Annotated in this window: 15 protein-coding genes, 2 tRNA genes and 3 rRNA genes; 12 read left to right on the top strand and 8 right to left on the bottom strand. The window is 38.5% G+C overall.

Going from position 1 to position 25,806, the window contains the following annotated elements; genetic code table 11:
- The 12 genes from BUE84_RS21355 to rrf all read left to right on the top strand — a co-directional run bounded on the left by BUE84_RS21355 (window position 1) and on the right by rrf (window position 12,266).
- Window positions 1–750 carry an isoprenyl transferase gene (locus BUE84_RS21355; RefSeq protein ID WP_034692407.1) on the top strand — a complete coding sequence of 250 codons (750 nt, stop codon included), beginning with the start codon at window positions 1–3 and terminating at the stop codon, window positions 748–750.
- A gap of 28 nt (window positions 751–778) precedes the next feature.
- Window positions 779–3,313 (top strand): outer membrane protein assembly factor BamA, encoded by a 2,535-nt coding sequence (gene bamA, locus BUE84_RS21350; protein ID WP_079243410.1) that lies wholly within the window; start codon window positions 779–781, stop codon window positions 3,311–3,313.
- 8 nt (window positions 3,314–3,321) lie between these two features.
- A complete protein-coding gene (locus BUE84_RS21345; RefSeq protein WP_079244001.1) occupies window positions 3,322–3,876 on the top strand; it encodes an OmpH family outer membrane protein in 555 nt (184 codons plus the stop codon).
- 65 nt (window positions 3,877–3,941) lie between these two features.
- Window positions 3,942–4,445, top strand: coding sequence for an OmpH family outer membrane protein (locus tag BUE84_RS21340; RefSeq protein WP_034692403.1), 504 nt, complete (start codon window positions 3,942–3,944; stop codon window positions 4,443–4,445).
- Window positions 4,446–4,515: 70 nt separating this feature from the next.
- Window positions 4,516–5,001 (top strand): acyl-CoA thioesterase, encoded by a 486-nt coding sequence (locus tag BUE84_RS21335; RefSeq protein ID WP_062675928.1) that lies wholly within the window; start codon window positions 4,516–4,518, stop codon window positions 4,999–5,001.
- A gap of 47 nt (window positions 5,002–5,048) precedes the next feature.
- Window positions 5,049–5,909: a dTDP-4-dehydrorhamnose reductase gene (rfbD, locus tag BUE84_RS21330; RefSeq protein ID WP_079243409.1), complete on the top strand. Its 861-nt coding sequence runs from the start codon at window positions 5,049–5,051 to the stop codon at window positions 5,907–5,909.
- 10 nt (window positions 5,910–5,919) lie between these two features.
- Entirely contained in the window at window positions 5,920–6,600 is a 681-nt protein-coding gene (locus BUE84_RS21325; protein WP_079243408.1) for a hypothetical protein, read from the top strand.
- Window positions 6,601–7,183: 583 nt separating this feature from the next.
- A 16S ribosomal RNA gene (locus BUE84_RS21320) occupies window positions 7,184–8,700 on the top strand.
- A gap of 192 nt (window positions 8,701–8,892) precedes the next feature.
- Window positions 8,893–8,966 (top strand) — tRNA-Ile (locus BUE84_RS21315).
- An 82-nt stretch (window positions 8,967–9,048) separates the two neighbouring features.
- Window positions 9,049–9,122, top strand: a tRNA-Ala gene (locus BUE84_RS21310).
- A 153-nt stretch (window positions 9,123–9,275) separates the two neighbouring features.
- Window positions 9,276–12,032, top strand: a 23S ribosomal RNA gene (locus BUE84_RS21305).
- Between the two features lie 126 nt (window positions 12,033–12,158).
- A 5S ribosomal RNA gene (rrf, locus tag BUE84_RS21300) occupies window positions 12,159–12,266 on the top strand.
- Together the 16S, 23S and 5S rRNA genes with 2 tRNA genes alongside form the textbook arrangement of a ribosomal RNA operon.
- Window positions 12,267–12,937: 671 nt before the next feature.
- On the opposite strand, the gene BUE84_RS21295 is transcribed toward rrf, so the two are convergent.
- From BUE84_RS21295 to BUE84_RS21260, 8 genes are all read right to left on the bottom strand, one after another.
- Window positions 12,938–13,504, bottom strand: a complete 567-nt coding sequence (locus BUE84_RS21295) for a hypothetical protein (protein ID WP_079243407.1) — start codon at window positions 13,502–13,504, stop codon at window positions 12,938–12,940.
- Window positions 13,505–13,513: 9 nt separating this feature from the next.
- Complete coding sequence (locus BUE84_RS21290; protein ID WP_238594305.1) at window positions 13,514–14,011, bottom strand: hypothetical protein; 498 nt, start codon at window positions 14,009–14,011, stop codon at window positions 13,514–13,516.
- Window positions 14,012–14,046: 35 nt separating this feature from the next.
- On the bottom strand, window positions 14,047–16,800 hold the full coding sequence (locus BUE84_RS21285; RefSeq protein ID WP_079243405.1) for a hypothetical protein: 2,754 nt from the start codon (window positions 16,798–16,800) through the stop codon (window positions 14,047–14,049).
- The gene (locus tag BUE84_RS21280) at window positions 16,793–17,593 is read right to left on the bottom strand and encodes a WxL protein host-binding domain-containing protein (protein ID WP_079243404.1); all 801 of its coding nucleotides are present in this window, start codon (window positions 17,591–17,593) and stop codon (window positions 16,793–16,795) included. The genes BUE84_RS21285 and BUE84_RS21280 overlap by 8 nt, the downstream gene beginning before the upstream one ends.
- 104 nt (window positions 17,594–17,697) lie before the next feature.
- Window positions 17,698–18,276: a hypothetical protein gene (locus tag BUE84_RS21275; protein ID WP_079243403.1), complete on the bottom strand. Its 579-nt coding sequence runs from the start codon at window positions 18,274–18,276 to the stop codon at window positions 17,698–17,700.
- 188 nt (window positions 18,277–18,464) lie between these two features.
- Window positions 18,465–20,810, bottom strand: coding sequence for a phosphocholine-specific phospholipase C (locus BUE84_RS21270; protein WP_079243402.1), 2,346 nt, complete (start codon window positions 20,808–20,810; stop codon window positions 18,465–18,467).
- An 82-nt stretch (window positions 20,811–20,892) separates the two neighbouring features.
- Window positions 20,893–22,413, bottom strand: a complete 1,521-nt coding sequence (locus tag BUE84_RS21265; RefSeq protein ID WP_079243401.1) for a SusD/RagB family nutrient-binding outer membrane lipoprotein — start codon at window positions 22,411–22,413, stop codon at window positions 20,893–20,895.
- A gap of 20 nt (window positions 22,414–22,433) precedes the next feature.
- A complete protein-coding gene (locus tag BUE84_RS21260) occupies window positions 22,434–25,574 on the bottom strand; it encodes a SusC/RagA family TonB-linked outer membrane protein (protein WP_079243400.1) in 3,141 nt (1,046 codons plus the stop codon).
- Window positions 25,575–25,806: the final 232 nt, after the last annotated feature.

Below are 25,806 nucleotides of genomic sequence, written 5' to 3'. Positions count from 1 at the left end.
ATGTCGTTGATTAAAGAAAAAATAAATTCTGAGAATTTACCAAAACACGTAGCCATCATTATGGATGGTAATGGAAGATGGGCAAAATCTCGTGGCGAAGAAAGAACTTTCGGTCACAAAAATGCCATTAATGCAGTAAGAAATGCTATTAATGCATGTAATGAGATTAATATCCCTTATTTAACACTGTATACATTTTCTTCAGAAAATTGGAATCGTCCAAGTGAAGAAGTGAATACCCTTATGAATCTGTTAGTAGAGACCTTACTGCTGGAAGCAGAAGAGATCTTCAGCAAAGGATTGAGAATGCATGTTATAGGGAATCTTGAGAAACTGCCTACATTAGTAAAAGAGCAGTTGGAACGTGTGGTAGAGCTTACAAAAGAAAACACAAAAGGAAACCTTGTATTGGCTATTAGCTATGGCTCACAAAATGAAATACTGGAAGCCGTAAAAAATATAAGTTCTGATGTAAAAGAAGGAAAAGTAGAGATAGAAAATATAAACGAAAGTTTATTCGAAAACTATCTATATACAAAAGATTTTCCTCCTGTAGATTTACTGATCAGAACCAGCGGCGAAATAAGGATAAGCAACTTCCTGCTTTGGCAGATTGCTTATGCAGAATTACAGTTTTTAAATGTGCTGTGGCCGGATTTCACCAAAGATATTTTCTTCCAATGTATTGTTGATTATCAAAACAAGGAAAGAAGATATGGTTTAACCGGTGAACAGGTAAAAGGCCAATAAAATTTTAAGAAAAGAAAGACTCGATAAAATGAAGTTTAGACTATTACCCATCATTATGTTTGCTGCTTCTGCACATTTTTATGGACAAGTAACTCCACAAGACAGCACAAAAGTAAATAATGCTGTACATGCAGAAAATGAGGCAGGAACTTATACACTTAAAGACATCGTTGTAGATGGGGTGAAAAAATATACACCAGCTCAGATCTTAAGATTTACGGGCCTTACAAAAGGAGAAAGTGTAGACATTCCGGGACAGAAAATCAGCAATGCTGTAAAAAAGCTTTGGGATACCCAATCTTTTTCTGAAGTGGAAGTTTATGTTCAAAGTATTGAAGGACAAACGATTGTCCTGAAATTTCATCTGCAGGATCTGAAAGAACTTGGAGAAGTGAAATTTGCAGGAAAAGGAATCGGTAAATCTAAAAGTGAAAAACTGGCAAAGGATAACAACCTTAAACCAGGAACTAAGATTACTCAGAACTTAGTTTCAAGCCTTAAAACCCATGTCCCTAAAGACTATATCAAAAAAGGTTTTGCAGATGCTAAAATCACTATTCAGGATAAAGTAAATGCAGGTGATCCTTCTTTGGTAGACTGGACAATCAATGTAGATAAAGGTAAAAGAATCAAAATTGATCATATTGAATTTGAAGGAAACGAGAATGTAACCGATAGAAAACTTAGAAATAAAGCTTTCAAAGAAACTAAGCAAAAACGTTTCGGTATTGGTGGAATATTGAAGTCCTCAAAATTCATTGAAGATAAATATCAGGAAGACAAGCAAAGTCTTATCAGTTATTATAATTCCCTTGGATACAGAGACGCTAAAATTGTTTCAGATTCAGTATGGAGAAACAAAAGAAATAACTACGAAATCAATGTAAAACTTAGCGAGGGTAAAAAATATTATATTGGGGATGTTACATTCACGGGTAATACTGTATACTCTACAGAATACTTACAGAGATTATTAGGATATAAGAAAGGTGATATTTACGATGCTGTAGGTTTCAACAAAAAAGTTGGTGAAGACGGAGGTAAAGAGGATGATTCAGATATTAAATCTGTTTATATGAACAATGGTTACCTTTTCTCCAACGTAACACCTGTTGAAAAATCAGTAACAGGAGATGCCGTAAACCTTGAAGTAAGAATTAATGAAGGAGAGCAGGCTACCTGGAATAAAGTAACATGGCAGGGGAATACAACAACCCATGACCACGTAATTCTTAGAGCACTAAGAACAAAACCAGGAGAGCTATTCAAGAAAACAGAAATTAAGAGAACCTATTTCGATTTAGCAGGAATGTCATTCTTTGACCCTCAGCAAATCGGACAGGATATCCAGCCAAACCAGGTGGATAATACCGTAGATATCAACTGGAAACTTGTAGAAAAAGGATCTTCTCAGGTTCAGTTACAGGCAGGTTACGGTGGTAATAGCTTCATCGGTACTTTAGGATTGACATTTAATAACTTCTCATTAAAGAATTTCCTTAAGTTTAAAGATTTCAAACCAGTACCTCAGGGAGACGGACAAACGTTCTCGGTTCAGGTGCAGGCAGGACAGTACTTCCAGAACTATGGAGTATCATTCACAGAACCTTGGCTATTTGGTACAAGACCAACAGCTCTTTCTGTAAGTTTGAACAACTCAAGAGTAAGATATACAGATCAATATGGAGACGCTCAGAAATTGAACATCTTCTCTGCTTCAGTAGGTCTGAACAGACTATTGAACTGGCCGGATGACTATTTCTCTCTTTATACTGGGTTACAGTTCCAGAAGTATGACTTCAAAAACTATCCATTCCAGTTTGGAGATTCCACTGAAAATAATGGTACTGCCAATAACTTCAGTGTCAACTTAGGACTGAGCAGAAACTCTGCAGGTATTGACCCGATTTTCCCAACAACTGGATCCAATATCGAGCTTTCAGCAAAACTGACTCCTCCATATTCATTGTTTAAGAAAAAGGATTACTCTACAATGTCAGCTATTGACAAATATAAGTGGATGGAATTCTATAAAATCAAGTTTAAAGCAGATGTCTACAATGAAATCATTGGAAAATTGGTCTTGAGATCTTCTGCAGAAATGGGATTCATGGATGGATATAACAGCCAATTGGGTGCTCCGCCATTCGAAAGATTCTATATGGGAGGAACAGGTCTTTTCGGAGGTCGATATGACGGTAGAGAATTGATTCCTTTAAGAGGTTATGAAAATGCTACCACAGAAGGAGGTCAGGCAGAAGATATTACACAGAAAGGAGGAGGTACAATCTATAACAGATTTACTTTAGAATTAAGATACCCGATCTCAATGAGCCAGACTGCGAAAATCTACGCTTTGACATTCGCGGAAGGTGGTAACGTATGGAATTCATGGAGTTCTTACAGCCCATTCCAGTTGAAAAGATCTGTCGGGATTGGTGTAAGAGTTTATATGGGAGCATTTGGATTGATCGGATTCGACTTCGCATTAGGTCTTGATAAGACTATTTCTGGTGATAAGTCTGGATGGAGAAACCACTTCTTGATGAACCAAACATTATAATTACAAATATGAAGCACTTTAAAATAATTTTCACGTTCGCATTACTCTTGCTTTTCGGGTTGAACAATGCCCAAAAAATAGGAGTAGTAGATACTAATGAAATTTTAAATAAATTACCTCAGTATAAAGAAGCTGAAGCTAGGTTGAATTCTCAGATCGATACCTGGGAATCTGAACTTCAAAGTCTTCAGTCTGAATATGAAAGGAAAAAAGCTGCTTTTGAAAGTGAGAAAGTTTTATTGATAGGTGACCAGCTTAAACTTAGAGAAAAAGAAGTTACCGATCTTGATAAAAATATTAAAACAACAACAAGCTTACGTTTTGGAGCTAACGGTGAAATTACAAAACTGAGAACAAATCTTGTTCAGCCTTTTCAGGATCAGATTTGGGGAGCCATCAAAACAATGTCCGAAAAAAATGGCTTGGGCATAGTTCTTGATAAAAGCAATAACATTAGTGTTATTTTCCTTCAGTCAAAATATGATTACACCGAAAAAGTATTGTCTATTCTACTAAAAGGGACAGACAAGAAGGAAAAAACAAATAGCAAAGGCAAAAAATAATCAGAGAATTAACTTTTGCTATATTTTAAAATCTAAAAACAAATTAAATTATTTATTTACCAGTTATGAAAAAATTAAGTGTATTATTTGCAGCAGTAATGATGGTTGTATCTGTAGGTATGGCAAAAGCTCAAAAAATTGCTACTTTAGATGTAATGGGAGTTCTTAACGCAATGCCGGAGAAAAAGAAAGCAGATGCTGATCTTAAAACATTCTTAGATACTAAACAAGCTGAGATTAAGAAAAAAGCTGACGCAGCTCAAACTAAATATCAGCAATATCAAACTGAAGCTCCTAAGAAAACAGCTGACGAAAACAACGCTAGAGAAGCAGAAATGAAAAAATTAGCTGAAGAAATCCAGCAAATGCAGGAAAAAGCTCAAAAAGATCTTCAGTCTAAGCAAGACTTAGCTTTCGCTCCTATTGAGAAAAAGCTAAACGATGCAGTAGAAAAAGTAGCTAAAGCTAGCGGATACGATTATATTATGGATGCAAACTCAACAGCATTCCTTTATAAAGCAGGACCAGACGCAACTGCAGCTGTGAAGAAAGAACTAGGAATTCAATAATTTCAGCAAATTAACAAAGATTTATAAAACTAACCACCTCTTTTAGAGGTGGTTTTTTTATTTTTGCGGAATGGAAAAAGAAGTATCAACTACGGTCAAAGTTAGGTTTAGTGACTGTGATCCAATCGGACATTTGAATAATGTAAAATACCTTGAGTATATGTTCAATGCCCGAGAAGATCATGTAGAAACATTTTATGGATTTACCTATGAAGAATATACCAAACAAACCGGCTGCACCTGGATTGCTATTCAAAATGAAATAGCTTATCTGAAAGAAGTAAGATATAATACACAGGTAGTAATCAGCAGCAAGACCATCGATGTACAGGATAGAACGGCAAAAGTCGAAATTCTGATGAAAAGCCTTGATGAAAAAACGATTCATGCTGTACTTTGGGTAACCGTTATTTATTTTAATGTCAAAACAAGAAAATCTGAAGTTCATCCCGAAGATATCAAAGAAATCTTTGATAAATTTTATGTAGATCTTATCCAAAAAGACTTCCAGTCAAGAGTGAAGTTCTTAAGATCTCAGAATGCCAAGAACTCTTAACCCCATTTCTTATTGAAGGTTCCAATTTAAAAATTAATAATAAACAAATGAAAAAAATAGCAGTAATAGGGAGTAACGGACAATTAGGAAACTGCATAAAAAAGATCGCCCCGGATTTTGAACATCTATATGAATTCTTATTTACAGACTCATCCACTTTAGATGTTACCAATGATGAGCAGGTGAATGATTTCTTTTATGATAACAAACCTGATTATTGTATCAATGCCTCCGCTTACACCGCAGTTGATCTGGCGGAAAAGGAAAAAGAAAAAGCCTTTGCCGTAAATGCTGATGGAGTAGCTCATCTTGCTCAGGCATGTGCAGATTATAAATCTGTTCTGATCCATGTTTCTACAGATTATGTTTTTGATGGTACCACAAACCTTCCTTACTCTGAAGATGACTTTACAAACCCGATTGGAGTATATGGAGCATCAAAAAGAGAAGGAGAAGAACTTGCTCTGGAAATCAATCCAAAAACAATCATTCTAAGAACTTCATGGCTATATTCTGAATTTAATAAGAACTTTGTGAAAACAATGTTAAACCTTTTCTCTCAAAAAGAAGAGCTGGGAATCGTTGCTGATCAGTTTGGCCAGCCTACTAACGCAAATGATTTGGCAGAAGCTATTATGAGGATTATTGAAGCACCGCAGAAAACCTATGGAATTTTCCACTTCTCAAACTATCCGGAGACAACCTGGTTTGAATTTGCGAAAAAAATTGCAGAATTTTCAAAGTCATCAATACAATTAAATCCATTAACAACCGAACAGTACCCAACTCCAGCCAAAAGACCTGTAAGAAGTACCATGTCTTTGGACAAAATAGAGGAAGTTTACAAAATAGAACCCAAACATTGGGAAAACAGCCTTGAAGAATGTGTTGAGATCCTTTCACACTAATACTATATATATGAAGAATATTGCAATCCTCTTTTCAGTGTTATGTATCCAGCTGTGGAATGCACAAAATGTTTATATGACCAGAGTTGAAAAAACAAATGACAACTCAGATAAATTCTTATTAAGAAAAGAAGCTGCTACTACAGATGCTATTTATTTAGGAGAAGTAGAAGTACAGGGTTTTTCAAAAGATGATGCACTCGTATTTTCCTTGGTATATAAAAAAGCAAAAGAGATTGGTGCCAATACATTCGAATTAAAACCTTTCGAAAATGTTGATGGTACACCTCAGGCATTCAATGCTGCCAATTATAAAATCGCTTTATATTATACACCCAAAGAAAAATTAACGGCTGAACATGGTGAGATGTATATATTTGCCTCTTCTGAAAAAGATCAAAAGATAAGTATTAACCGTAAAGACTATACCATCTCTCCCAGATCATTTTTGAAATTAAAAGTTGTTCCGGGGGAAATCTATACCATCTCAACCAAAAAGCTTTTAGGTTCTACGGTGAAAGTTCAGCCAAAAGCTAATGATGATAACCTCTATTTTCAGGTTTCTTCTCTAAAAGTAAAACCAGATAACTCAGGAGTAGGAGGTTTGAATCTGAAATCCGGAGATATTATTGGCCTGGAGAAATCCTATGCTGAATTTTTGAGCGTAATATATAAAGAGAATAATCCATAAAACTCCATTATAGTTACCTTATTTCGGATTGAACTTCAAATACACTTAATATAAGAGCTATTTATTTAAAATTTTTCTCCCTGCCTTCCAGTCGTTTAGAGCTGAATATTACGAAACGGTAAAATTTAAGTTAAATAAAGTTGCGTAGTGTATGGGAAGTTTCTATCTTTGCCCCACTGAAAAACGAAATACATTCAGTAGCGCAGAAGCGCCTTTAGAAAGGCAGAAACATAAACTACTTCATAAGATAAGGACGAAAAAAACTTTAATTTTTTTTTACAAAAAAGTTGTCAGTTAAAAAATAGTTATTATCTTTGCAGTCCCAATTAGAGGGAGCGCAGGAGTAGATGGATTGAGGGTTTTGGAAGGATTAAGGTTACTTAAAAAACTTTAAAATTTTCTTCAAAAACATTTGGTCAATTAAAAATAAAGTTTTACTTTTGCACTCGCAAATACGGAGCAACACTGACAGAAAGATTGCTGCGTTAAAAAGCGAAAGATATAAAGATCATTGACATACAATATAACAACCAAGTAAGGAAAAACTAAAGCGTTAAAAACTTTGAGTGAGTCAGACAAACATACAATGGAGAGTTTGATCCTGGCTCAGGATGAACGCTAGCGGGAGGCCTAACACATGCAAGCCGAGCGGTAGAGATTCTTCGGAATCTTGAGAGCGGCGTACGGGTGCGGAACACGTGTGCAACCTGCCTTTATCAGGGGGATAGCCTTTCGAAAGGAAGATTAATACCCCATAATATATTGAATGGCATCATTTAATATTGAAAACTCCGGTGGATAGAGATGGGCACGCGCAAGATTAGATAGTTGGTGAGGTAACGGCTCACCAAGTCTACGATCTTTAGGGGGCCTGAGAGGGTGATCCCCCACACTGGTACTGAGACACGGACCAGACTCCTACGGGAGGCAGCAGTGAGGAATATTGGACAATGGGTGAGAGCCTGATCCAGCCATCCCGCGTGAAGGACGACGGCCCTATGGGTTGTAAACTTCTTTTGTATAGGGATAAACCTAGATACGTGTATCTAGCTGAAGGTACTATACGAATAAGCACCGGCTAACTCCGTGCCAGCAGCCGCGGTAATACGGAGGGTGCAAGCGTTATCCGGATTTATTGGGTTTAAAGGGTCCGTAGGCGGATTTGTAAGTCAGTGGTGAAATCTCACAGCTTAACTGTGAAACTGCCATTGATACTGCAAGTCTTGAGTGTTGTTGAAGTAGCTGGAATAAGTAGTGTAGCGGTGAAATGCATAGATATTACTTAGAACACCAATTGCGAAGGCAGGTTACTAAGCAACAACTGACGCTGATGGACGAAAGCGTGGGGAGCGAACAGGATTAGATACCCTGGTAGTCCACGCCGTAAACGATGCTAACTCGTTTTTGGAGCGCAAGCTTCAGAGACTAAGCGAAAGTGATAAGTTAGCCACCTGGGGAGTACGAACGCAAGTTTGAAACTCAAAGGAATTGACGGGGGCCCGCACAAGCGGTGGATTATGTGGTTTAATTCGATGATACGCGAGGAACCTTACCAAGGCTTAAATGGGAAATGACAGGTTTAGAAATAGACTTTTCTTCGGACATTTTTCAAGGTGCTGCATGGTTGTCGTCAGCTCGTGCCGTGAGGTGTTAGGTTAAGTCCTGCAACGAGCGCAACCCCTGTCACTAGTTGCCATCATTAAGTTGGGGACTCTAGTGAGACTGCCTACGCAAGTAGAGAGGAAGGTGGGGATGACGTCAAATCATCACGGCCCTTACGCCTTGGGCCACACACGTAATACAATGGCCGGTACAGAGGGCAGCTACACTGCGAAGTGATGCAAATCTCGAAAGCCGGTCTCAGTTCGGATTGGAGTCTGCAACTCGACTCTATGAAGCTGGAATCGCTAGTAATCGCGCATCAGCCATGGCGCGGTGAATACGTTCCCGGGCCTTGTACACACCGCCCGTCAAGCCATGGAAGTCTGGGGTACCTGAAGTCGGTGACCGTAACAGGAGCTGCCTAGGGTAAAACAGGTAACTAGGGCTAAGTCGTAACAAGGTAGCCGTACCGGAAGGTGCGGCTGGAACATCTCATTTTAGAGCGTCTTAAGACGTTAAACAAAATCAGTATCGTAAGATACATTATACTTACTTAAAGTATAGCTTTAGTTTTTTGTTTGGTTGATATATAAAAATACAAAACCCACTAGAAATTAGTATAGGGAAGAGATTGAGAAATGAAGAAGAGGAAAAGTATTACTTATTACTCATCACCCATTACTCATAAAAAGTCTCGTAGCTCAGCTGGTTAGAGCGCTACACTGATAATGTAGAGGTCGGCAGTTCGAGCCTGCCCGAGACTACTAATTAAAGCGGATAGCAAATAGCTTATAGCTAGAGGCATTAAGCCAAAAGCAACAAGCCAAAAGCTAGCAGCAACTAGAGGGGGAATTAGCTCAGCTGGCTAGAGCGCCTGCCTTGCACGCAGGAGGTCAAGGGTTCGACTCCCTTATTCTCCACAGTTTTGGACGACTGATTTAAAAGTTACGAATGGAGCCAAAAACAACATTTGTTCATCAGTTTGAAAGAAAGAAATTAAGATCATTGACATTAACGGTAAAGACATCACAAAGAGAAAACCGAGCGCATAAAGCGCTTGAGTAACCAATAGGAAAGAAATCGTTAAGGGCGTATGGCGGATGCCTAGGCTTTCAGAGGCGACGAAGGACGTGGTAAGCTGCGAAAAGCTGCGGGGATTGGCACACACGAATTGATCCGCAGATATCCGAATGGGGCAACCCGGCATGTTGAAGACATGTCACCTCGTAAGAGGAGCAAACCCGGAGAACTGAAACATCTAAGTACCCGGAGGAAAAGAAATCGAAGAGATTCCGTAAGTAGTGGCGAGCGAAAGCGGATTAGCCCAAAAGTCTTTTTATGTTTAATAGAATGTTCTGGAAAGAACAGCCGTAGAGGGTGATAGCCCCGTATATGAAAGGCATATTAAGATGATAAATGAGTAGGGCGGGACACGTGAAATCCTGTCTGAATATGGGGGGACCATCCTCCAAGGCTAAATACTCCTGAAAGACCGATAGTGAACAAGTACTGTGAAGGAAAGGTGAAAAGCACTTCGAATAGAAGGGTGAAATAGAACCTGAAACCGTACGCCTACAAGCGGTCGGAGCAGCATACAGCTGTGACGGCGTGCCTTTTGCATAATGAGCCTACGAGTTAATTTTACTAGCGAGGTTAAGGTATTAAGTACCGGAGCCGGAGCGAAAGCGAGTCTGAATAGGGCGCATAGTTAGTAGGATTAGACGCGAAACCTTGTGATCTACCCATGGGCAGGTTGAAGCTCTGGTAACACAGAGTGGAGGACCGAACCGGTTGACGTTGAAAAGTCTTCGGATGACCTGTGGGTAGGGGTGAAAGGCCAATCAAACTGGGAGATAGCTCGTACTCTCCGAAATGCATTTAGGTGCAGCGTCGTATATAAGTTTATTAGAGGTAGAGCTACTGATTGGATGCGGGGGTTTCATCGCCTACCAATTCCTGACAAACTCCGAATGCTAATAAATGTTCTACGGCAGTGAGGGCATGGGTGCTAAGGTCCATGTCCGAGAGGGAAAGAACCCAGACCAACAGCTAAGGTCCCAAAATATATGTTAAGTTGAAACAACGCGGTTGGACTGCATTGACAGCTAGGATGTTGGCTTGGAAGCAGCCATTCATTTAAAGAGTGCGTAACAGCTCACTAGTCGAGCGGTCCGGCATGGATAATAATCGGGCATAAACATATTACCGAAGCTATGGATTTGTATTTTAGATACATCTGGTAGGAGAGCATTCTATTTGCGCCGAAGCAGTACTGTGAGGTATTGTGGAGCGGATAGAAAAGAAAATGTAGGCATAAGTAACGATAAAGCAGGCGAGAAACCTGCTCACCGAAAGACCAAGGCTTCCTCAGCCATGCTAATCAGCTGAGGGTTAGTCGGGACCTAACGCGAACCCGAAAGGGGTAGTGGATGGACAATGGGTTAATATTCCCATACTTGCTCACGAATAAAGGGGACGGTTGGATGTAGCTGCTGGAGACTGACGGAATAGTCAAGGCCTAGCCTTCGGGCGAAGCTGCTGTAGTGTAATCTGATCCAAGAAAAGCCGAAGTGAAGCAACCCGTACCAAAACCGACACAGGTGGTCGAGGAGAGAATCCTAAGGTGCTCGAGTGAGTCGTGGCTAAGGAACTAGGCAAAATAGTCTCGTAACTTCGGAAGAAGAGACGCCAACAGCAATGTTGGCCGCAGTGAAGAGGCCCAGGCGACTGTTTATCAAAAACACAGGACTCTGCTAAATCGAAAGATGCTGTATAGGGTCTGACACCTGCCCGGTGCTGGAAGGTTAAGGAAGGTGCTTAGAGTTAAATCGAAGGCATTAACTGAAGCCCCAGTAAACGGCGGCCGTAACTATAACGGTCCTAAGGTAGCGAAATTCCTTGTCGGGTAAGTTCCGACCTGCACGAATGGTGTAACGATCTGGGCACTGTCTCAGCCACGAGCTCGGTGAAATTGTAGTATCGGTGAAGATGCCGATTACCCGCAATGGGACGAAAAGACCCTGTGAACCTTTACTATAACTTCGTATTGACTTTGAGTAAGTAATGTGTAGGATAGGTGGGAGGCTTTGAAGCAGGCACGCTAGTGTTTGTGGAGCCAACGTTGAAATACCACCCTTTACTTACTTGGAGCCTAACTTCTTTTAGAAGGACATTGCGTGGTGGGTAGTTTGACTGGGGTGGTCGCCTCCAAAAGAGTAACGGAGGCTTTCAAAGGTACCCTCAGCACGCTTGGTAACCGTGCGTAGAGTGTAATGGCATAAGGGTGCTTGACTGTGAGACCTACAAGTCGATCAGGTGCGAAAGCAGGACATAGTGATCCGGTGGTTCCGTATGGAAGGGCCATCGCTCATAGGATAAAAGGTACTCCGGGGATAACAGGCTAGTCTCCCCCAAGAGCTCACATCGACGGGGAGGTTCGGCACCTCGATGTCGGCTCGTCACATCCTGGGGCTGGAGAAGGTCCCAAGGGTTGGGCTGTTCGCCCATTAAAGTGGCACGCGAGCTGGGTTCAGAACGTCGTGAGACAGTTCGGTCTCTATCTATTGCGGGCGTTAGATGTTTGAGAGGGCTTGATTCTAGTACGAGAGGACCGAATTGAACAAACCTCTGGTGTATCAGTTGTACCGCCAGGTGCACCGCTGAGTAGCTACGTTTGGAAGAGATAAGCACTGAAAGCATATAAGTGCGAAACTCGCCTCAAGATGAGACATCTTTTAAGGGTCGTTGTAGATGACGACGTTGATAGGCTATAGGTGTAAAGACAGTAATGTCATAGCCAAGTAGTACTAATTACCCGTAGATTTATAGTCTATGGTTACTAATAAACCAAGTGCTTTATGCGCAGTGAAGGTTTTGTCTTTGTGAAAGTTTTTATCGCTTAAAAACGCAATAAGCTTCAGGCTTCAGTCCTAATGCTTAAAGCTATATACAACCTTTAGGGTGGTTTTAGCGGTGGGGCTCACCTGTTCCCATTCCGAACACAGAAGTTAAGCCCACCAGCGCCGATGGTACTGCTAACGCGGGAGAGTAGGCCGCCGCCAGTTTTTATTTTATTTTTAAAAAACCTTTATCTTTACGATAAAGGTTTTTTTTGTTGTATACCTACACCAACAGACACATAAGTAATGAGTAATGAGTAATAGATAATAAGTCACTATGACTAATCTCCGTTGTCTTTATGCCTCCAGCTTCAAGCTTCCTGCTTCCAGCCCTCTTTTTTCTATTCTTTAACTAACAATTGGTCTTTACCTTCAATACTATTCTTTATTCCAGCCAAATCCTGTCACTCCGTAGGAGTCTAAACAAAGTTCTTCGGTAGAATTAAAATAACAGAAATATAATTTTTTCTTAATTAAGATGCTTCGACTCAGCTCTGCTAAAAAACTTAGACATTATCCTGCCATCTTACTTCCTTTAAACCTCTCATACATCAACCTTGATTCTTAGGGAATGACAAAATTAGAATAAAGATGTATTCTCACATTTGCAACTCTGACGTCTAATCTCTGTAACTCGAACCCCGTACCCGGAAATTAAGCCCTCTATCATTTTAAGCTCATAAATCGCTTATTGTATTTGAATGTTAATTCAGGTATATAAAGGAGATTTAATCCCTCAAAATTCACCTTATTTTAAGTCAAAAGAAATAAAAAACCGCTTCTATAAAGAAACGGTTCTTATATTGATCACATCGCAAGTTTTCTTAATTAAATGTTTAGTTTGCTCCTATGGTAAAAACGACTTGTGTACTATAAGCTGCAGCAGGAATTGTCACAGAAACTCCACCTATTTCCAATTGTACACTAATAGCAGAGTAATTTACACTGTTGCTAACCCCTAAAACACCACTAAAGGTAATTGTTGAAAGTGTTACTGCCGAGGCTTGTGGTATTTCAATATAACTAAGGCCTCCGTTAATAGTTGCTGTACACAGTACACAAAGACCATTGATTGTTGCTGTTCCTCCACTCCTTTTTGCATAAAGTTTCAGAGAACTGTTCCAGGAAGTTGGAACATGTTGCATACTGATTTTTGCTCCGGAGCTGCCTAGTAAATTTAGAAAAGACCCTGGTAAAAAACCTGATAATGTTAACAGGCTGGGATTGTCATAAGTTCCGGTATAGTTATTTCCAGCTTCTGTAATAGTAGGTACGCTGGCTGTCCAGCTGGTTCCGGCAATATTTATGGTTTGCCCTTCAAGAAAACTTCCCATTATTAAAGCAATAATGTATAGATATCTTTTTAAGAACTGTTCTTTGAGAAAAGGACTTCTGACTTTCATTTTCTAATTTTATTCTGTGATGGTATAAGTGATGACAATTGCTGTATTGGCCTGTGCCTGTAAATTGGCATACGTATTTGTAGCCAATGAAATGGTAAGGGCGTGGCCGTTATTAGCTCCATTTCCGGTATATGCTCCTCCGATACCGCTTATAATAGTTGTGGGAGTTGTGGTGAGAATAACCTGTCCTGAAGATGTTCCCCGTGTTCCGCCTCCAGCTCCGGAAGCTGCTGCTGCCTGAATTCTTATATTGACGCCTGCGATAAGTTTATTTACTGAGGCCGTAATTCTTCTGGTAAGACCTCCGGAAGTAATGGCGGAAGTATAATTGACCCATTTTGATGTATTGGGAGTGGGAGCTCCCAGGGCATTTCCAGCTTCAGTAGGAGGTGTAAAATTTAACGTAATACTTCCTGTTGGTTCAATATCCATTAACGTTACCACCGGCAATGTTAAGCTGACAGTAGTACTCGCCGAGGTTTGGGAATAGATTGAACCGGATATCATAACCGATGCTATTAATACTATGGAACGGATCAGAATCATCTCTTCTTTTTTATTTCATTATATCCTACTTTCAAGGATTCCTGTTGGTATTTGATCTCTATCTGCTGCTTGACAACATTGATGCTTAATTTCTTTGTTTCTAAAGGTTTTAAAGTAAAAAGAAATTTATCTGTCGAAATTTTATAGCGCTTATCCAATCCGTTACGGTACACTTTAACGGTCCAGTCTCCCGGGCGGAGATAAGTGAAATCAAAATCTTCTCCGATATAACATATCTTCCGAAAAGTCTGATCATTATTGGTGGCTTCCACAATAATGCTTTCTCTTTTCTTCTTTCCTTTTAGCGTTTGTATTTGTCCTAAATCTATCTGATCTTTCTCTCCCGTATCCAGAAACTGAATATGTCCCTGAACATTGGCAGCTGTGGTTAATCCAAAATTGAACGTATTATCCTTATTCATCAGAGAAAGGGCTGCAGGAAAAGTTTGGGTTGGAATATCATTAATTTCCGTAGTTGAACGGTCTATTTCAAGGAAATAATTCCCCGGAATAACATTTTTAAATATATAATTCCCCTCTTTATCTGTAATGGACAGATAACTTCCCAGCATTAATCTAATGCCTTCTGTTTTTTTGATCCCTAAATTGCTGATATTTCCTGACAGCGAAATATATTCCGCAGTTTTTTGTACCGGAATATGGGGACGCCATGTATAACGCATGGAGAAAATGAAATCTTTATTCCCAATTTCTCCTCTTTGCAATGAATATCTTCCCGAAAGGTCAAGTTCATTTCCTGGAAATAACTGCTGATGAAAAAGAAGTTCAAACAGATTTCTGTCTTTAAAATATTCTTCAGGCATATAATTGTTCTGATAAAAGATGCTTAAGCTGGTCTTATCAGAAAACTGGCTGAAGATTCTTGCTCCGTAATAAAGATTTTTCTGATTTTGAAGCTGATACCTTGAGCTTATGGCATAACTTCCGAAGATGTTAAAGGTTGTTCTGAATTTTTGAAATGAAAGATTTGCAGAATAAAAACTTGAATTACCGTTAAATCCTGTCAGATAATTATCTGTTTTACCGAATTGCCCATCCAGATTTACCTGAAACATTCCTACCTGCTGATTAACACTCACCTTGAAGTAACGTTCATAATAATCAAACTGTTTAGGTTCTAAACGATCTTTATAGGTTTGATACCCATTCGTAAGCATGACGAAACCGGTAGACAGATATTTGTACTGTACTCCATATTGCAAATATTTTCTGTAAGGTGCTGCCAGTAAAAGGGTATCTCTTTGGAAATTTTTGGCATCCTGCATATAATTGGCAAATACACTGATCTTTTTGGTGACATTATAGTAAATATTACCATTGATGGTATTTGTATTGGTAAAATATCCGGCAAAATCAGGACTGGCTCTCATGTACATTAAGCTGGCGTTCAAATTTTTAAAAACAGCATCTGTCTGTAATAAATAAGCTGTTCCATCTGTTTTTTGTGTAGTGCTGTAGGCCAGTTCTCCGGAAATGTTTATATTTTTTGAAACCTTAAATTTTCCTTTAGCATAAGGAAGATGAGCATCAGAGTCTAGCCTGACATCTGTATAACGGATTTCTCCCTGCCGCGGAGTTTTGTAAAGATATCCCACAGTAATTTCAGACTCTTTTCTGATTTTAAAGGCGGAATAGAAATTAAATTCATCTTTGATATCTCTGAAAAACCTTGGATGATTATAGAAACCCCCAAAGCTTACTTTATTAAAATCATAACGGATCTCCGCTCCGCGACCATACCTTGCAAACTCCGTAAGATAAGATGAAGAATACGATTTATCACCAAGATGAATATACAATTGATCCCGTTTATAGTTCACAAAATATTCTTCATATTGGGTGAATGTGCTGAGATCTACAGGATTGTGAGTGACAGCTCTGAACTCAATCTGGTTTTTGTTGTCTTTATCAAGTGTTCCTTTACCGTAGATTTCCCCCTGAAAGCCATCGTTATACACTCCCATATTCTGCATTCCGATGAAAGATAATGAGAGCGCAACAGGAAGTCTGTGATAAATATCTTTTTCAGAGGGGTTTGCTGATATCACCTGAGTACTTACATAGACATCCTGATTTTCTTTAGGGTTACCCTTCGAATGTACGAAAAGGTTTAGGTTCTGAAATTCATTTTGAGAGAGTTCAGGACTTGTTACTTTATGAATATTGACAATCTTTGATTCATTGGGGGCCAACACTATTGATGACTCATGATCAACGATTGCATTTTTGCTTTCCAATACAATGTTTTCGGTTACATTCCCATTATTTTTGATAAGGAAAGAAGCCCGGATGGTTTCCCCGGCTCTTATGAATTCAGGAGTATTCAATGGGGTAACCAAAAGATTTCTGTTTCCGGAAACGATGATTTTTGAGTTTTTCGTAAAAGAGATTCCATTATTACGATCGGTAATATTCAATATGACAGAATAAGTACCCTGTCCGGTTTCTGTTCCCACCCGTAAGGGAACCAGGTATACCGAGGTCTCATGAGGAGGAATCTGAAATTCTCCTTTTACTAAAATAGGATTGATAGACGGACTTGATGTGGTAACTGAAATGTCATATGTTTTGGTTTCAGCTGAATTATTTTCTAAAGTGAAGGGAATAGAAGTAGACATTCCCGGCATTAAACTATCTTTTTTACTGATCAATCGGTTGGATTGCTCTTGAGAAAAAATAAATACCGGGAATAATGTTATGATAATAAATAAAGTCCAAGTTCTAATCATTTTTTACTTCTAATTCCACATTGAGTGCAAAAGCATTCTCCTCTTCATCGGTCGCTATGATCGCTGCTTTGTATTGAGCAGGGGGTAATTTGCTGATATCAATGTAAAATGTTTTGGAGGTGCCTGGGAGCAGTCCCATTGTTAAACTTGAATAAGTACCCACCTTTTCACCTGTTTTGCGGTTATAAACTTCAATGGAGGCTGTGGGCTTACAGTAAAGATTACCGTTATTGGCTATTGCTACCTTTGCGGTTTTTTTTCCCTCCATTTTTTCCACCTTTACACTTTCAAACTTAAGGTCCGGTTTGGCCTTTTCTGTTTCAAAATCTGTAATAACCTGAATGGCATATCGTATAACAGAAGTGATATTCACTCCTGGTTTGTTGTCGCTGGGTTTTATCTCTTCTACCGGTTCTACAATAATCACACTCCAATAGCTTCCGGGATCCATGGCCTGATTGGGGACTGTTATTTCATAGAATATTTCAGTCTTTTCTTTACCTTTAAGCGTAACAAGGTTGGTATTGAGCTTTAGCCACTCGCCGTTACTGCGTGTATTGGTACGTAATGCTGTATAATTGATCGTTCCGTCCGCATGGTAGGTATAATCCTGTAAAAATAATTTTACACTTTGAGGAGTACTGCTGGTATTTTCAATTGCAACTTTTCCTTTATAAACCTTTCCGTTTTCTATTTTATAAGAATGCGTAAGCCCGTTGAGAATCACAATACCGGCATGTAAAAAGCTGAACTGCAAAATCAGGGTGATCAGAAGAAGGATACGCTTTATCATGATATAAAGTTTGGAGTTAAATCATTAATAATACAAAGCCAGGAAGAAACTGAATAACAGCTTCTTCTTGTTTTTGACAGGTAGAAAAGAATTTTGGTTAAATTCTAATTATCTGATATTGTATAAGTAACGGTAGCTGCAACAGTGGCTGTTGCCTGTAAATCTGCGTACGCTGCTACACCTCCAGGACCACTTCCTGCAGCAAGTGCATAGGTAAGATTGTGGCCGTTATTGGCCCCGTTCCCGGTATAAGCACTTCCGATATCTAAAACAATATTCTGGTCAGTAGAAGTTAATGTTAACAGACCTGCAGATGTTCCCAGTGTTCCCGCTCCGGATCCTGTAGGAGCAGCAGCAGTTACGTGAAGATCAACTCCAGGAATAACGGCATTCATTTTTACACTTACGTTACGTGTAGGGTCTGCAACAGATTTAATAGAAGAATAATTAAGCCATAAAGTAGTGTTGGCTGCAGATGGAAGAATAGGATTTCCTGCTTCCGTAGGTGCTGTAAACCCAAGGGTAATGTTTTTGGTTGCTGCTGGTTCAATATCTACCAAGGCAACTTCGGGAATAGAAATGGTAACCGTATGGTTATCTGTAGCAAGGTCTTGCGCGCTCAGATTCCCGGATAGAGCCAATGCAAATAAAGACGCTGCAATAGTCAAATTTAGTTTTTTCATGATGCTGATAATTAGTAGAGTGAATATAATAAAATTCGGAATAGTTTGAGAAAAATATATTATAATTTTTATATTAATAATTATTTACTGTATGTAATGCATTATACTTAAAAGATGCTTTAACGGAATAAGTCAAAAAAAGCCTGTACAAATTTGTACAGGCTTTTATCCCTATTTATCAATATTTTTTATGCCCAATGCGGATCAGAAACAGACACTTTTCCAGTCTCTATACGTCCGGCAAAGTGCCACAGATGCTCAGTTGACGTTATTTTCAAATCATACCACCCTTTAAATTTATTAAGATCAATAGTTATCTTTTCTTCTGATTTATGTACAGAAATTGTGTTTTTATTTTTGGTGTACAAATCTTCCAGATTGATGGAGAAATTTTTCTTTTTGTTGCTTCTTATAGTCAGCTCAACTTGATTTTTAGCTGTTATATTCTCTAAAATTACCTCTATTTCCGGTGAATTACTTCCCTGGAATTTCCTGAAAAAGCCATTGGGACCGAAAATTTCATAATCATAGATTCCGGAATGTACAGCATGGGATAAATTTTGCATGGAATATAGGGCATATGAAAAGTGATAATTATTGCTGTTAAATTGAGTCCTGTCATAAACAAGCAAAGGAACTCCATTTTCTTTCAGGTTAGTCATTTTTATATGATCTCCTTCTAAATTGACATGAAAGTGATAAGGCAGCGGATTGGAGGGTTTCAGACCTCTTTCCTGAATGTCAAGCAAATTGTCTTTAAGTTCATTTTCGGAATACCATTTCAGATGAGGAACAGGTTTATTTTTAGCGGCATTAATGGTTTTAGCATAATCCTTTTGATTCAGATAATCCATTTTCGGAACTTTCACGCTGGAAGAGTTGAAGGCAGAGGTAAGATCTCCGCATATGGCTCTTCTCCAGTCACTGATATTGTCAACATGCACATCCTTTTTGAATTTTTTCATGATAAACTTCTCCAGAAACTGCAGTACAGAAGTGTGATCCGATACTTCGGAATTTACAAATCCTCCTTTGGTCCATGGCGATGCGATGATCATAGGCACTCTGTAGCCTAATCCAACGGTTCCTTCTACTTTTTCATAGCTTTTCAAAGAAGGATTGCTCATATATTCCTGAGTTTTATCTACATATTCCACCCCTTCTTTTCCGTTCATATCTACGGGCTGGCTTGGATTCACTGGCGGAGCGAAAGGCAGTACGTGGTCAAAATACCCGTCATTCTCATCATAATTGATGATAAAGATGGTTTTTTTCCAGGTTTCAGGATCTTGGGTCAGAATATTCAGAACTTCAGAAATATACCATGCTCCATACCATGGTGATCCCGGATGGTCTGAGAAATGTTCTGGCGCTACCAGCCAGGAAACTAACGGAAGTTTTTTCTCTTCCACATCCTTGCGGAACTGGAATAATACATCACCTTGCGGAACAACCAGTCTTTCTCCGTTTTCATCCTTTCCAATTTCCAGTTTCCAGTAATCAGGATCGTTGGAATTGGTTGTAAACGCTTTCTCATGAAGATTTCTTTCTTCTTTTGAAAGTTTGGAATAATTATCAGGATGGTATTTCACCTGATCTTCCTGTACTTCCGCCAACATGGCTTCAAGTCTTTCTTTCTGATTAGGATTTTTTTCAATCTCCTTCTTCAGATAGGCAATGATATTGGGAATATTCTGATAATATCCTTTTGAAAACTTAACGTTGAATTTTGAAAACCACTCAATCGGGTTATCTGTAAAATTACTTAACCAGGCTTCCTGCTCTCCGGACATTCCTTTTGGAAGACTGATTTCATTCTGATAAATTCTCCAGGAAACGTTTTGTTGTTCTAATATTTCCGGGAAACTTTTCCATTTTGCCTGTCTTGCTTTGTCATAATCAATATTTTCATTGACAACATTGGCCTTTACTTTTCCGTTTTGCTCCTCTCTCAATGTTCCGGACCAAAGAAACAATCTGTTGGGAGTAGTTCCGGTAAGCGATGAGCAGAAATACTGATCGAATATAGTGAAGGCATCTGCCAGCTGATAATAAAACGGAAGGTCTTCACGGTTGTAATATCCTAAGGTAAGCGGAATGTTTTTATACTCTTTATTACCTGAAGCTTTTGCCTGAAGCCATTGGTCAAATTTCCCTTTGTTCAAAGCTTTTTGTTGATCTGCCCATGAATGTGGCAGTGAGCTCATCCAGGTAGATTTTGTATTTCTTAAATCCAGACGGGAGGGAGATGCATATTTTCCTTCATCATTTTTTTGAAAGAAAACAGAATGCCCATCCTGTTTTATAAAAGCTCTTTTATCCAAAAAGCCCCTTACTCCTTTGAGAGCACCAAAAGCATGATCAAATGAACGGTTCTCCTGCATCAGGATGACCACATGCTCTGCATCATAAAATGTAGACTGGGCAGCCGGATCAATGGCCAAAGCTTTTAAAATAGAAGGATGTAGAACCCCTGAAGTTCCTAATCCCGCTAATAGAATACTTGATTTCTCTAAAAATTCTCTTCTGTTCATGTTCAATCGTAATAAGAAAGAAACCGCAAGTTAATAGGATTTTCCTGCGGTTTCTTTGTTTTATATAAAATTAATCAGTTTTTTATTGTAACCACCAAGGTTTGGAATTGATATTATCATTTCCTCCATACTGAGCCGTTAAAGCAGCTTTTAAATTATTGCTGTTGTAATTATACTCAGACTGCGGATATCTGAACCTGAAAGGAGCAGCAACTCCTGCTTTTAAAGGATAATTTGGAAAGCCTGTTCTTAAATAATCAAAGTAAGAAGTCCACTGTGCCTGATGGAACATTGTCATGTATTTTTGAGCCATAATCTTCTCCAGTTGTGTTTGTAATGGATCAGCATTATTATAAACAACTAAAGGAGTTGTCAGATATTGATTTACATCAAAGCCTGAGAAATATTGTCCCGGATTTTTAACATACGTTTGATAAAAATTGAAACTTGCTTTGATGGCATTGTCATAATGTGTTTTTGCAGATCCGGAAATCCAGCCTCTTGCCGTAGCTTCAGCCAGAATAAACTCAAGTTCTGAATAACTTAATACAGACGCAGGTTCATTGGTAGGGTCTTTATAAAAACGATCGTTTACTTTAGAAATATTTTTTGCAGTGATCAGTGCTGCATTATCAGAGTATGGGGAAGTAGGATTTCCACCATTATATCCTGTATAATCTGTGATTGCTTTTCCTGCTTCTTTCGCTCCGGTAGTCTGTGCTGCAAACGTGAACAAACGTGGATCATGCCTGTCTTTGAACATATTAATAAAATAATCTGCCATGTACAAACTCGAACCATATCCACTATTATTAAACATCGTGTATCTGCTGTCAGCAGCATCAGCAAACTTAAGTTCACCGTTATCCGCAATGGAGGTCATGAGAGATTGGCTTCCTGCAATTGAAGCAAATTCTGTAGCGATATTATAATTTCCTACTGTGTTTTTTTTAGATAAAGTGATCAGAATTTTCAGACGGAATGAATTGATTAGTTTTTTCCACTTTAAAGCATCTCCGTTGTATACAATGTCACCTTCAATTTTTTCGTTGGTATTAATAAGATCATTGGCTTCTTTTAATTCTGATAAAATTCCGGACATGATAGCTTCCTGTGTATCATATTTAGGCTGGGTAATTCCAGATTCACCCTTTGCTGCCTCAGAATAAGGAGCGCTTCCTACTTTTAAGCTGATATTGAAGAAATGATAGGCTCTCAAAAACTTTCCGATAGCCAGATAATTTTTATTTCCCCTTTTTTCAGCTTCCTGCATCATTTTTCCGGTGTTCAGAAGTCCTTTTGTATAAACTTCAAAAGAAGTATCATTCCATTTCATATACTGATAAGAATTCTCGCCATCAGTACCAATCATCATTCTGGAGGCATACATATTATCTCCATTTACCTGAAAAGTGTATTTTTCAACATAAGTCAAAAGATATTTAGGATCTATACTGGCCTGGTCATTAGGGTTTTCATTGATGGTATCAAGGTTGGATTCACATGAAGCCAATGTCAGAAGCCCGGCTGCAAATAGAGATTTCATCAGCCATTTTGCCGTTTTACCATTTTGCCCTTTCACTTTGTTTATATTATTTTTCATTGTCTTGACGTACTTTTTAGTTAAAACTTAAGATTAAAACCAATTCCAAACCATCTGCTGGATGGGTCCTGAATATCATTTTCCGTTTTTGTCTGGAAATCAGGATCAGAATAAAGGTTCTTTGATTTTTTCCACATTGCCAGGTTGTAGGCAGAAATATTGGCCGTGAAACCTTTTACCATTCCTTTTGGGTTGAGTAATGAAGAGAAGTCATATTCTAATACTACAGATCTCAGCTTAATGAAAGTTCTGTCGAAAACGTTAGCAAACTCTTCACTTTCATCCTGTGTTACTCTCGCACGGTATGGATAATTCTGTGCCCAGTCCTGATAACTGATTGCTTTTGTATGTGGTGTATAAAGCCCGGTTGCCGGATTATAGTTAACTCCATCCGGTACAAAATAATACGTTCCCGGATTTGCATACTCAAGATCTCTGTACGCTACAGAATTAGGATGTTTTCCTCCCCACCACATTTTTTCCACTACCTGCGATCTCATCACACCTCCGATGCTTCCGTCAATTCCAATGTTTAAAGTAAATTTTTTATATTTGAATGTGTTGTTGAAACCGAAAGTCCAGTCCGGATTAAAATGTCCTAAGTTACTGGGCGCATTGGCTCTTGTCGGCATTCCTGTATTAGCATCAAGAATTACTTTTCCATCCGGAGACTTTTGCCATGTATAGTCATAATAGCTATCCATTCTTTCGCCTAACTTAATATTTTTGTAGTTCGGCATATTATCGTAGATGGAAGTCAGCTTTTGTTCATAAGTACTCCAGTTAATTAATGTTTTCCAGCTAAAATCAGCTGTTTTTACCGGAACTAAACCAAGGGAAACTTCAAATCCTTTTGTGGTATACTCATTTCCGTTTACATATTGTGAAGTGAAACCGGATGATTCAGCAGCAGGGAACTGAAGAATATTATTATAATCCAATGTTCTGAAATAAGTAGCATCGAAAGTAATTCTGTTATTCAGAAAACCTGCGCTTAAACCTAATTCATAAGATTTTGTCTGTTCCGGTTTCAAAGAGTTTTCTACGTTCAAAGTCATTGGATAATAATAAGTAGGATTTCCATTGAATGTGATTCCTTCATTGTTCAGATAATAATTTCTGATGGAATAAGGCTGGAAGTCATACGCTACTTTTGCCCATGAAGCAGAAAGTTTCAACATATTAATAGATTCCGGCATTTTTACCAGGTTGGAAATAACAGCACTGATGGAAGCAGAAGGGTAGAAATACGATCTGTTGGCTTTTGGTAGTGTGGAAGACCAGTCGTTACGTCCAGAAACATTGATGAAAAAAGCATTATACAATCCGATATCAATTGTTGAATAAGCACTGTAAATTAACTTTTCCTTCAAATAGGTATAATTTTTAAGCGCTCCGATAGAGTTTTCGAATGTGTACACTTCAGGAATTTTTAATCCATCCGTAGACCTTTCATTATTGTTATTTTTATAATAGAAAGCAGAACCTCCTGCATTGATTGTAAAATCAAAGTTTTCAGATATTTTTTTCTTATAAGTCGCCAGAACATCGTAGTTGAGATTCCATGTTTTATTATCTTTTAAAATATAGCCGCCACTTCTTGGAGCATCATAATTGAAATAGGAATAAGGACTCAGAATTTCCGTTTTGCTATGGTTTTCTACAAGGGATATTTTCCCTTTTACCGATAGATCCTGTGTAGCTTTATATTCTAAGCCTGTCTGGGCATTGATAATATTGGTTCTGTTCTGATTCTTGTAATATTCTGCTCCAAACCATGGATTGTTGTACCACGCATAGTTCCAGTTGGCTTGTGCTCTTCCTTCTTTTCCTGGAATCCACATATGATTTTTCAATGCTTTTCCGTCTACATCACCTCCCATCCAGATCAGGATGGTGTACATGTGTCCGCTTGGGTTATAATCGTAGTTGGGAATATTAGGAGTAAAAGCCTGGTTAAAGTTGAATTTTGTATCGAAGGTTAATTTATCTCCTAAATGGTTTTCAGAAGAGAAGTTGATCCCGTATTTCTGAAGATAAGAATTGGGAACCCTGTCATCATAATTCATGAAATTTCCGGAGAATCTGTATACATCTTTGTTATTTCTATAGCTGATCGCGAAGTTATTATTGTTGATCACTGCAGGTTTTAAGAAAGTACTTAAGTTATCATGGTATTTCCAGTCAATAGGAACTCTTTCATACCTTGATTTATCATCATACTGAGTTCCTGTTACTGCTCCATACCACGGAACGACTTGTCCTGTTACTTTATCTCTGATCGGGCTATTCCATTGGGCAATTTGTAAACCGGGAACAAATTTTGGTCCCCAGATCATATCTCCGTCATTCACTCCGCCATCAGCTCCATCCCAGAATTCATATTTGCCATGTGAACCGTTTCCATATTCAGTCTGGGTTTTTGGAAGGTTGGTAAACCCTGCTGTAATCATGGTATTCTGAGAAAATTCTACTGAGAATCCTTTCTTCTTAGCATTTTTTGTTGTGATTAAAACAGCTCCGTAACGACCTCTTGAACCATATAGAGCAGAAGCGGTAGCTCCTTTCAGTACGTTAATATTTTCAATATTGTTAGGATCTAAATTCTGGAAAACCTCTTTTTCTACAATCACACCATCAATGACGAAAACCAGATTAGAGTTTCCTCTCAGCGTAAACTGCGGAGCCTGTTGCATCCCTGTCGGATTGGAAACATTCAACCCGGCTACCTGTCCGGAGAATAAATTTCCAATACTTGGAGTAGTAATGGTTTCAAATTGTTTTGTTCCCACTTCCTGAGTAGAATAACCAATCTTTTCTTTTTTCTTGGCAATACCTAAAGCGGTAATCACAACGCCTTCAATCTGCTTTTCGTTTGGCTTTTTTAAAACAACAGAATATTGTTTTTTGGAAGAAACCTCAACGGTATAAACAGAAAAATCAGGAGCAAAAAATTCAAGAATATCTTTGGGGTTTGCAGAAATAGTGAAATTACCATTTTCATCTGTAGTAGCAGTCTTTCCTGTGTTTTTGTCGGTGATGTTCACACCGGAAACACTAGAACCGTTTTCTGATTTTACATTTCCTGAAACATTGATTTCCTGAGCAGAAAAATAAAGAGGAAGTAAAAAAACGGCAAAAGTGGCTAGAGTTTTCTTCATTTTTTTGAAGGCAAATTTAGCAGTGTACTGTTACCTGTACTTTAATGATGTATTAAAATAAAAATACGATTTAATATTTTTTAACAATAAGAATTAATAAATAAGTAAAATGAAAAATGTCCTTTGTATAGGGACTTTTGCTTTATTATATTAATATAAGCAGGAGGCTGGGAGAGGGAATTTTGGAGGTTGCTGTTGCGCTACAAGTTCCTGAAGTTCAACATAAAACAGG

Origin of the sequence: Chryseobacterium indologenes, assembly GCF_002025665.1 — a bacterium.
Lineage (GTDB): Bacteria > Bacteroidota > Bacteroidia > Flavobacteriales > Weeksellaceae > Chryseobacterium > Chryseobacterium metallicongregator.
The sequence above is the reverse complement of the archived record's forward strand: the minus strand, read 5'-3'. Positions and strand labels throughout refer to the sequence as shown.

What these genes read in the sequence shown, in the direction of transcription:
- BUE84_RS21355 (WP_034692407.1), top strand. Translation starts at nt 1, where the DNA reads ATGTCGTTGATTAAAGAAAAAATAAATTCTGAGAATTTACCAAAACAC.
- bamA (WP_079243410.1), top strand. Translation starts at nt 779, where the DNA reads ATGAAGTTTAGACTATTACCCATCATTATGTTTGCTGCTTCTGCACAT.
- BUE84_RS21345 (WP_079244001.1), top strand. Translation starts at nt 3,322, where the DNA reads ATGAAGCACTTTAAAATAATTTTCACGTTCGCATTACTCTTGCTTTTC.
- BUE84_RS21340 (WP_034692403.1), top strand. Translation starts at nt 3,942, where the DNA reads ATGAAAAAATTAAGTGTATTATTTGCAGCAGTAATGATGGTTGTATCT.
- BUE84_RS21335 (WP_062675928.1), top strand. Translation starts at nt 4,516, where the DNA reads ATGGAAAAAGAAGTATCAACTACGGTCAAAGTTAGGTTTAGTGACTGT.
- rfbD (WP_079243409.1), top strand. Translation starts at nt 5,049, where the DNA reads ATGAAAAAAATAGCAGTAATAGGGAGTAACGGACAATTAGGAAACTGC.
- BUE84_RS21325 (WP_079243408.1), top strand. Translation starts at nt 5,920, where the DNA reads ATGAAGAATATTGCAATCCTCTTTTCAGTGTTATGTATCCAGCTGTGG.
- BUE84_RS21295 (WP_079243407.1), bottom strand. Translation starts at nt 13,504, where the DNA reads ATGAAAGTCAGAAGTCCTTTTCTCAAAGAACAGTTCTTAAAAAGATAT.
- BUE84_RS21290 (WP_238594305.1), bottom strand. Translation starts at nt 14,011, where the DNA reads ATGATATCCGGTTCAATCTATTCCCAAACCTCGGCGAGTACTACTGTC.
- BUE84_RS21285 (WP_079243405.1), bottom strand. Translation starts at nt 16,800, where the DNA reads ATGATTAGAACTTGGACTTTATTTATTATCATAACATTATTCCCGGTA.
- BUE84_RS21280 (WP_079243404.1), bottom strand. Translation starts at nt 17,593, where the DNA reads ATGATAAAGCGTATCCTTCTTCTGATCACCCTGATTTTGCAGTTCAGC.
- BUE84_RS21275 (WP_079243403.1), bottom strand. Translation starts at nt 18,276, where the DNA reads ATGAAAAAACTAAATTTGACTATTGCAGCGTCTTTATTTGCATTGGCT.
- BUE84_RS21270 (WP_079243402.1), bottom strand. Translation starts at nt 20,810, where the DNA reads ATGAACAGAAGAGAATTTTTAGAGAAATCAAGTATTCTATTAGCGGGA.
- BUE84_RS21265 (WP_079243401.1), bottom strand. Translation starts at nt 22,413, where the DNA reads ATGAAAAATAATATAAACAAAGTGAAAGGGCAAAATGGTAAAACGGCA.
- BUE84_RS21260 (WP_079243400.1), bottom strand. Translation starts at nt 25,574, where the DNA reads ATGAAGAAAACTCTAGCCACTTTTGCCGTTTTTTTACTTCCTCTTTAT.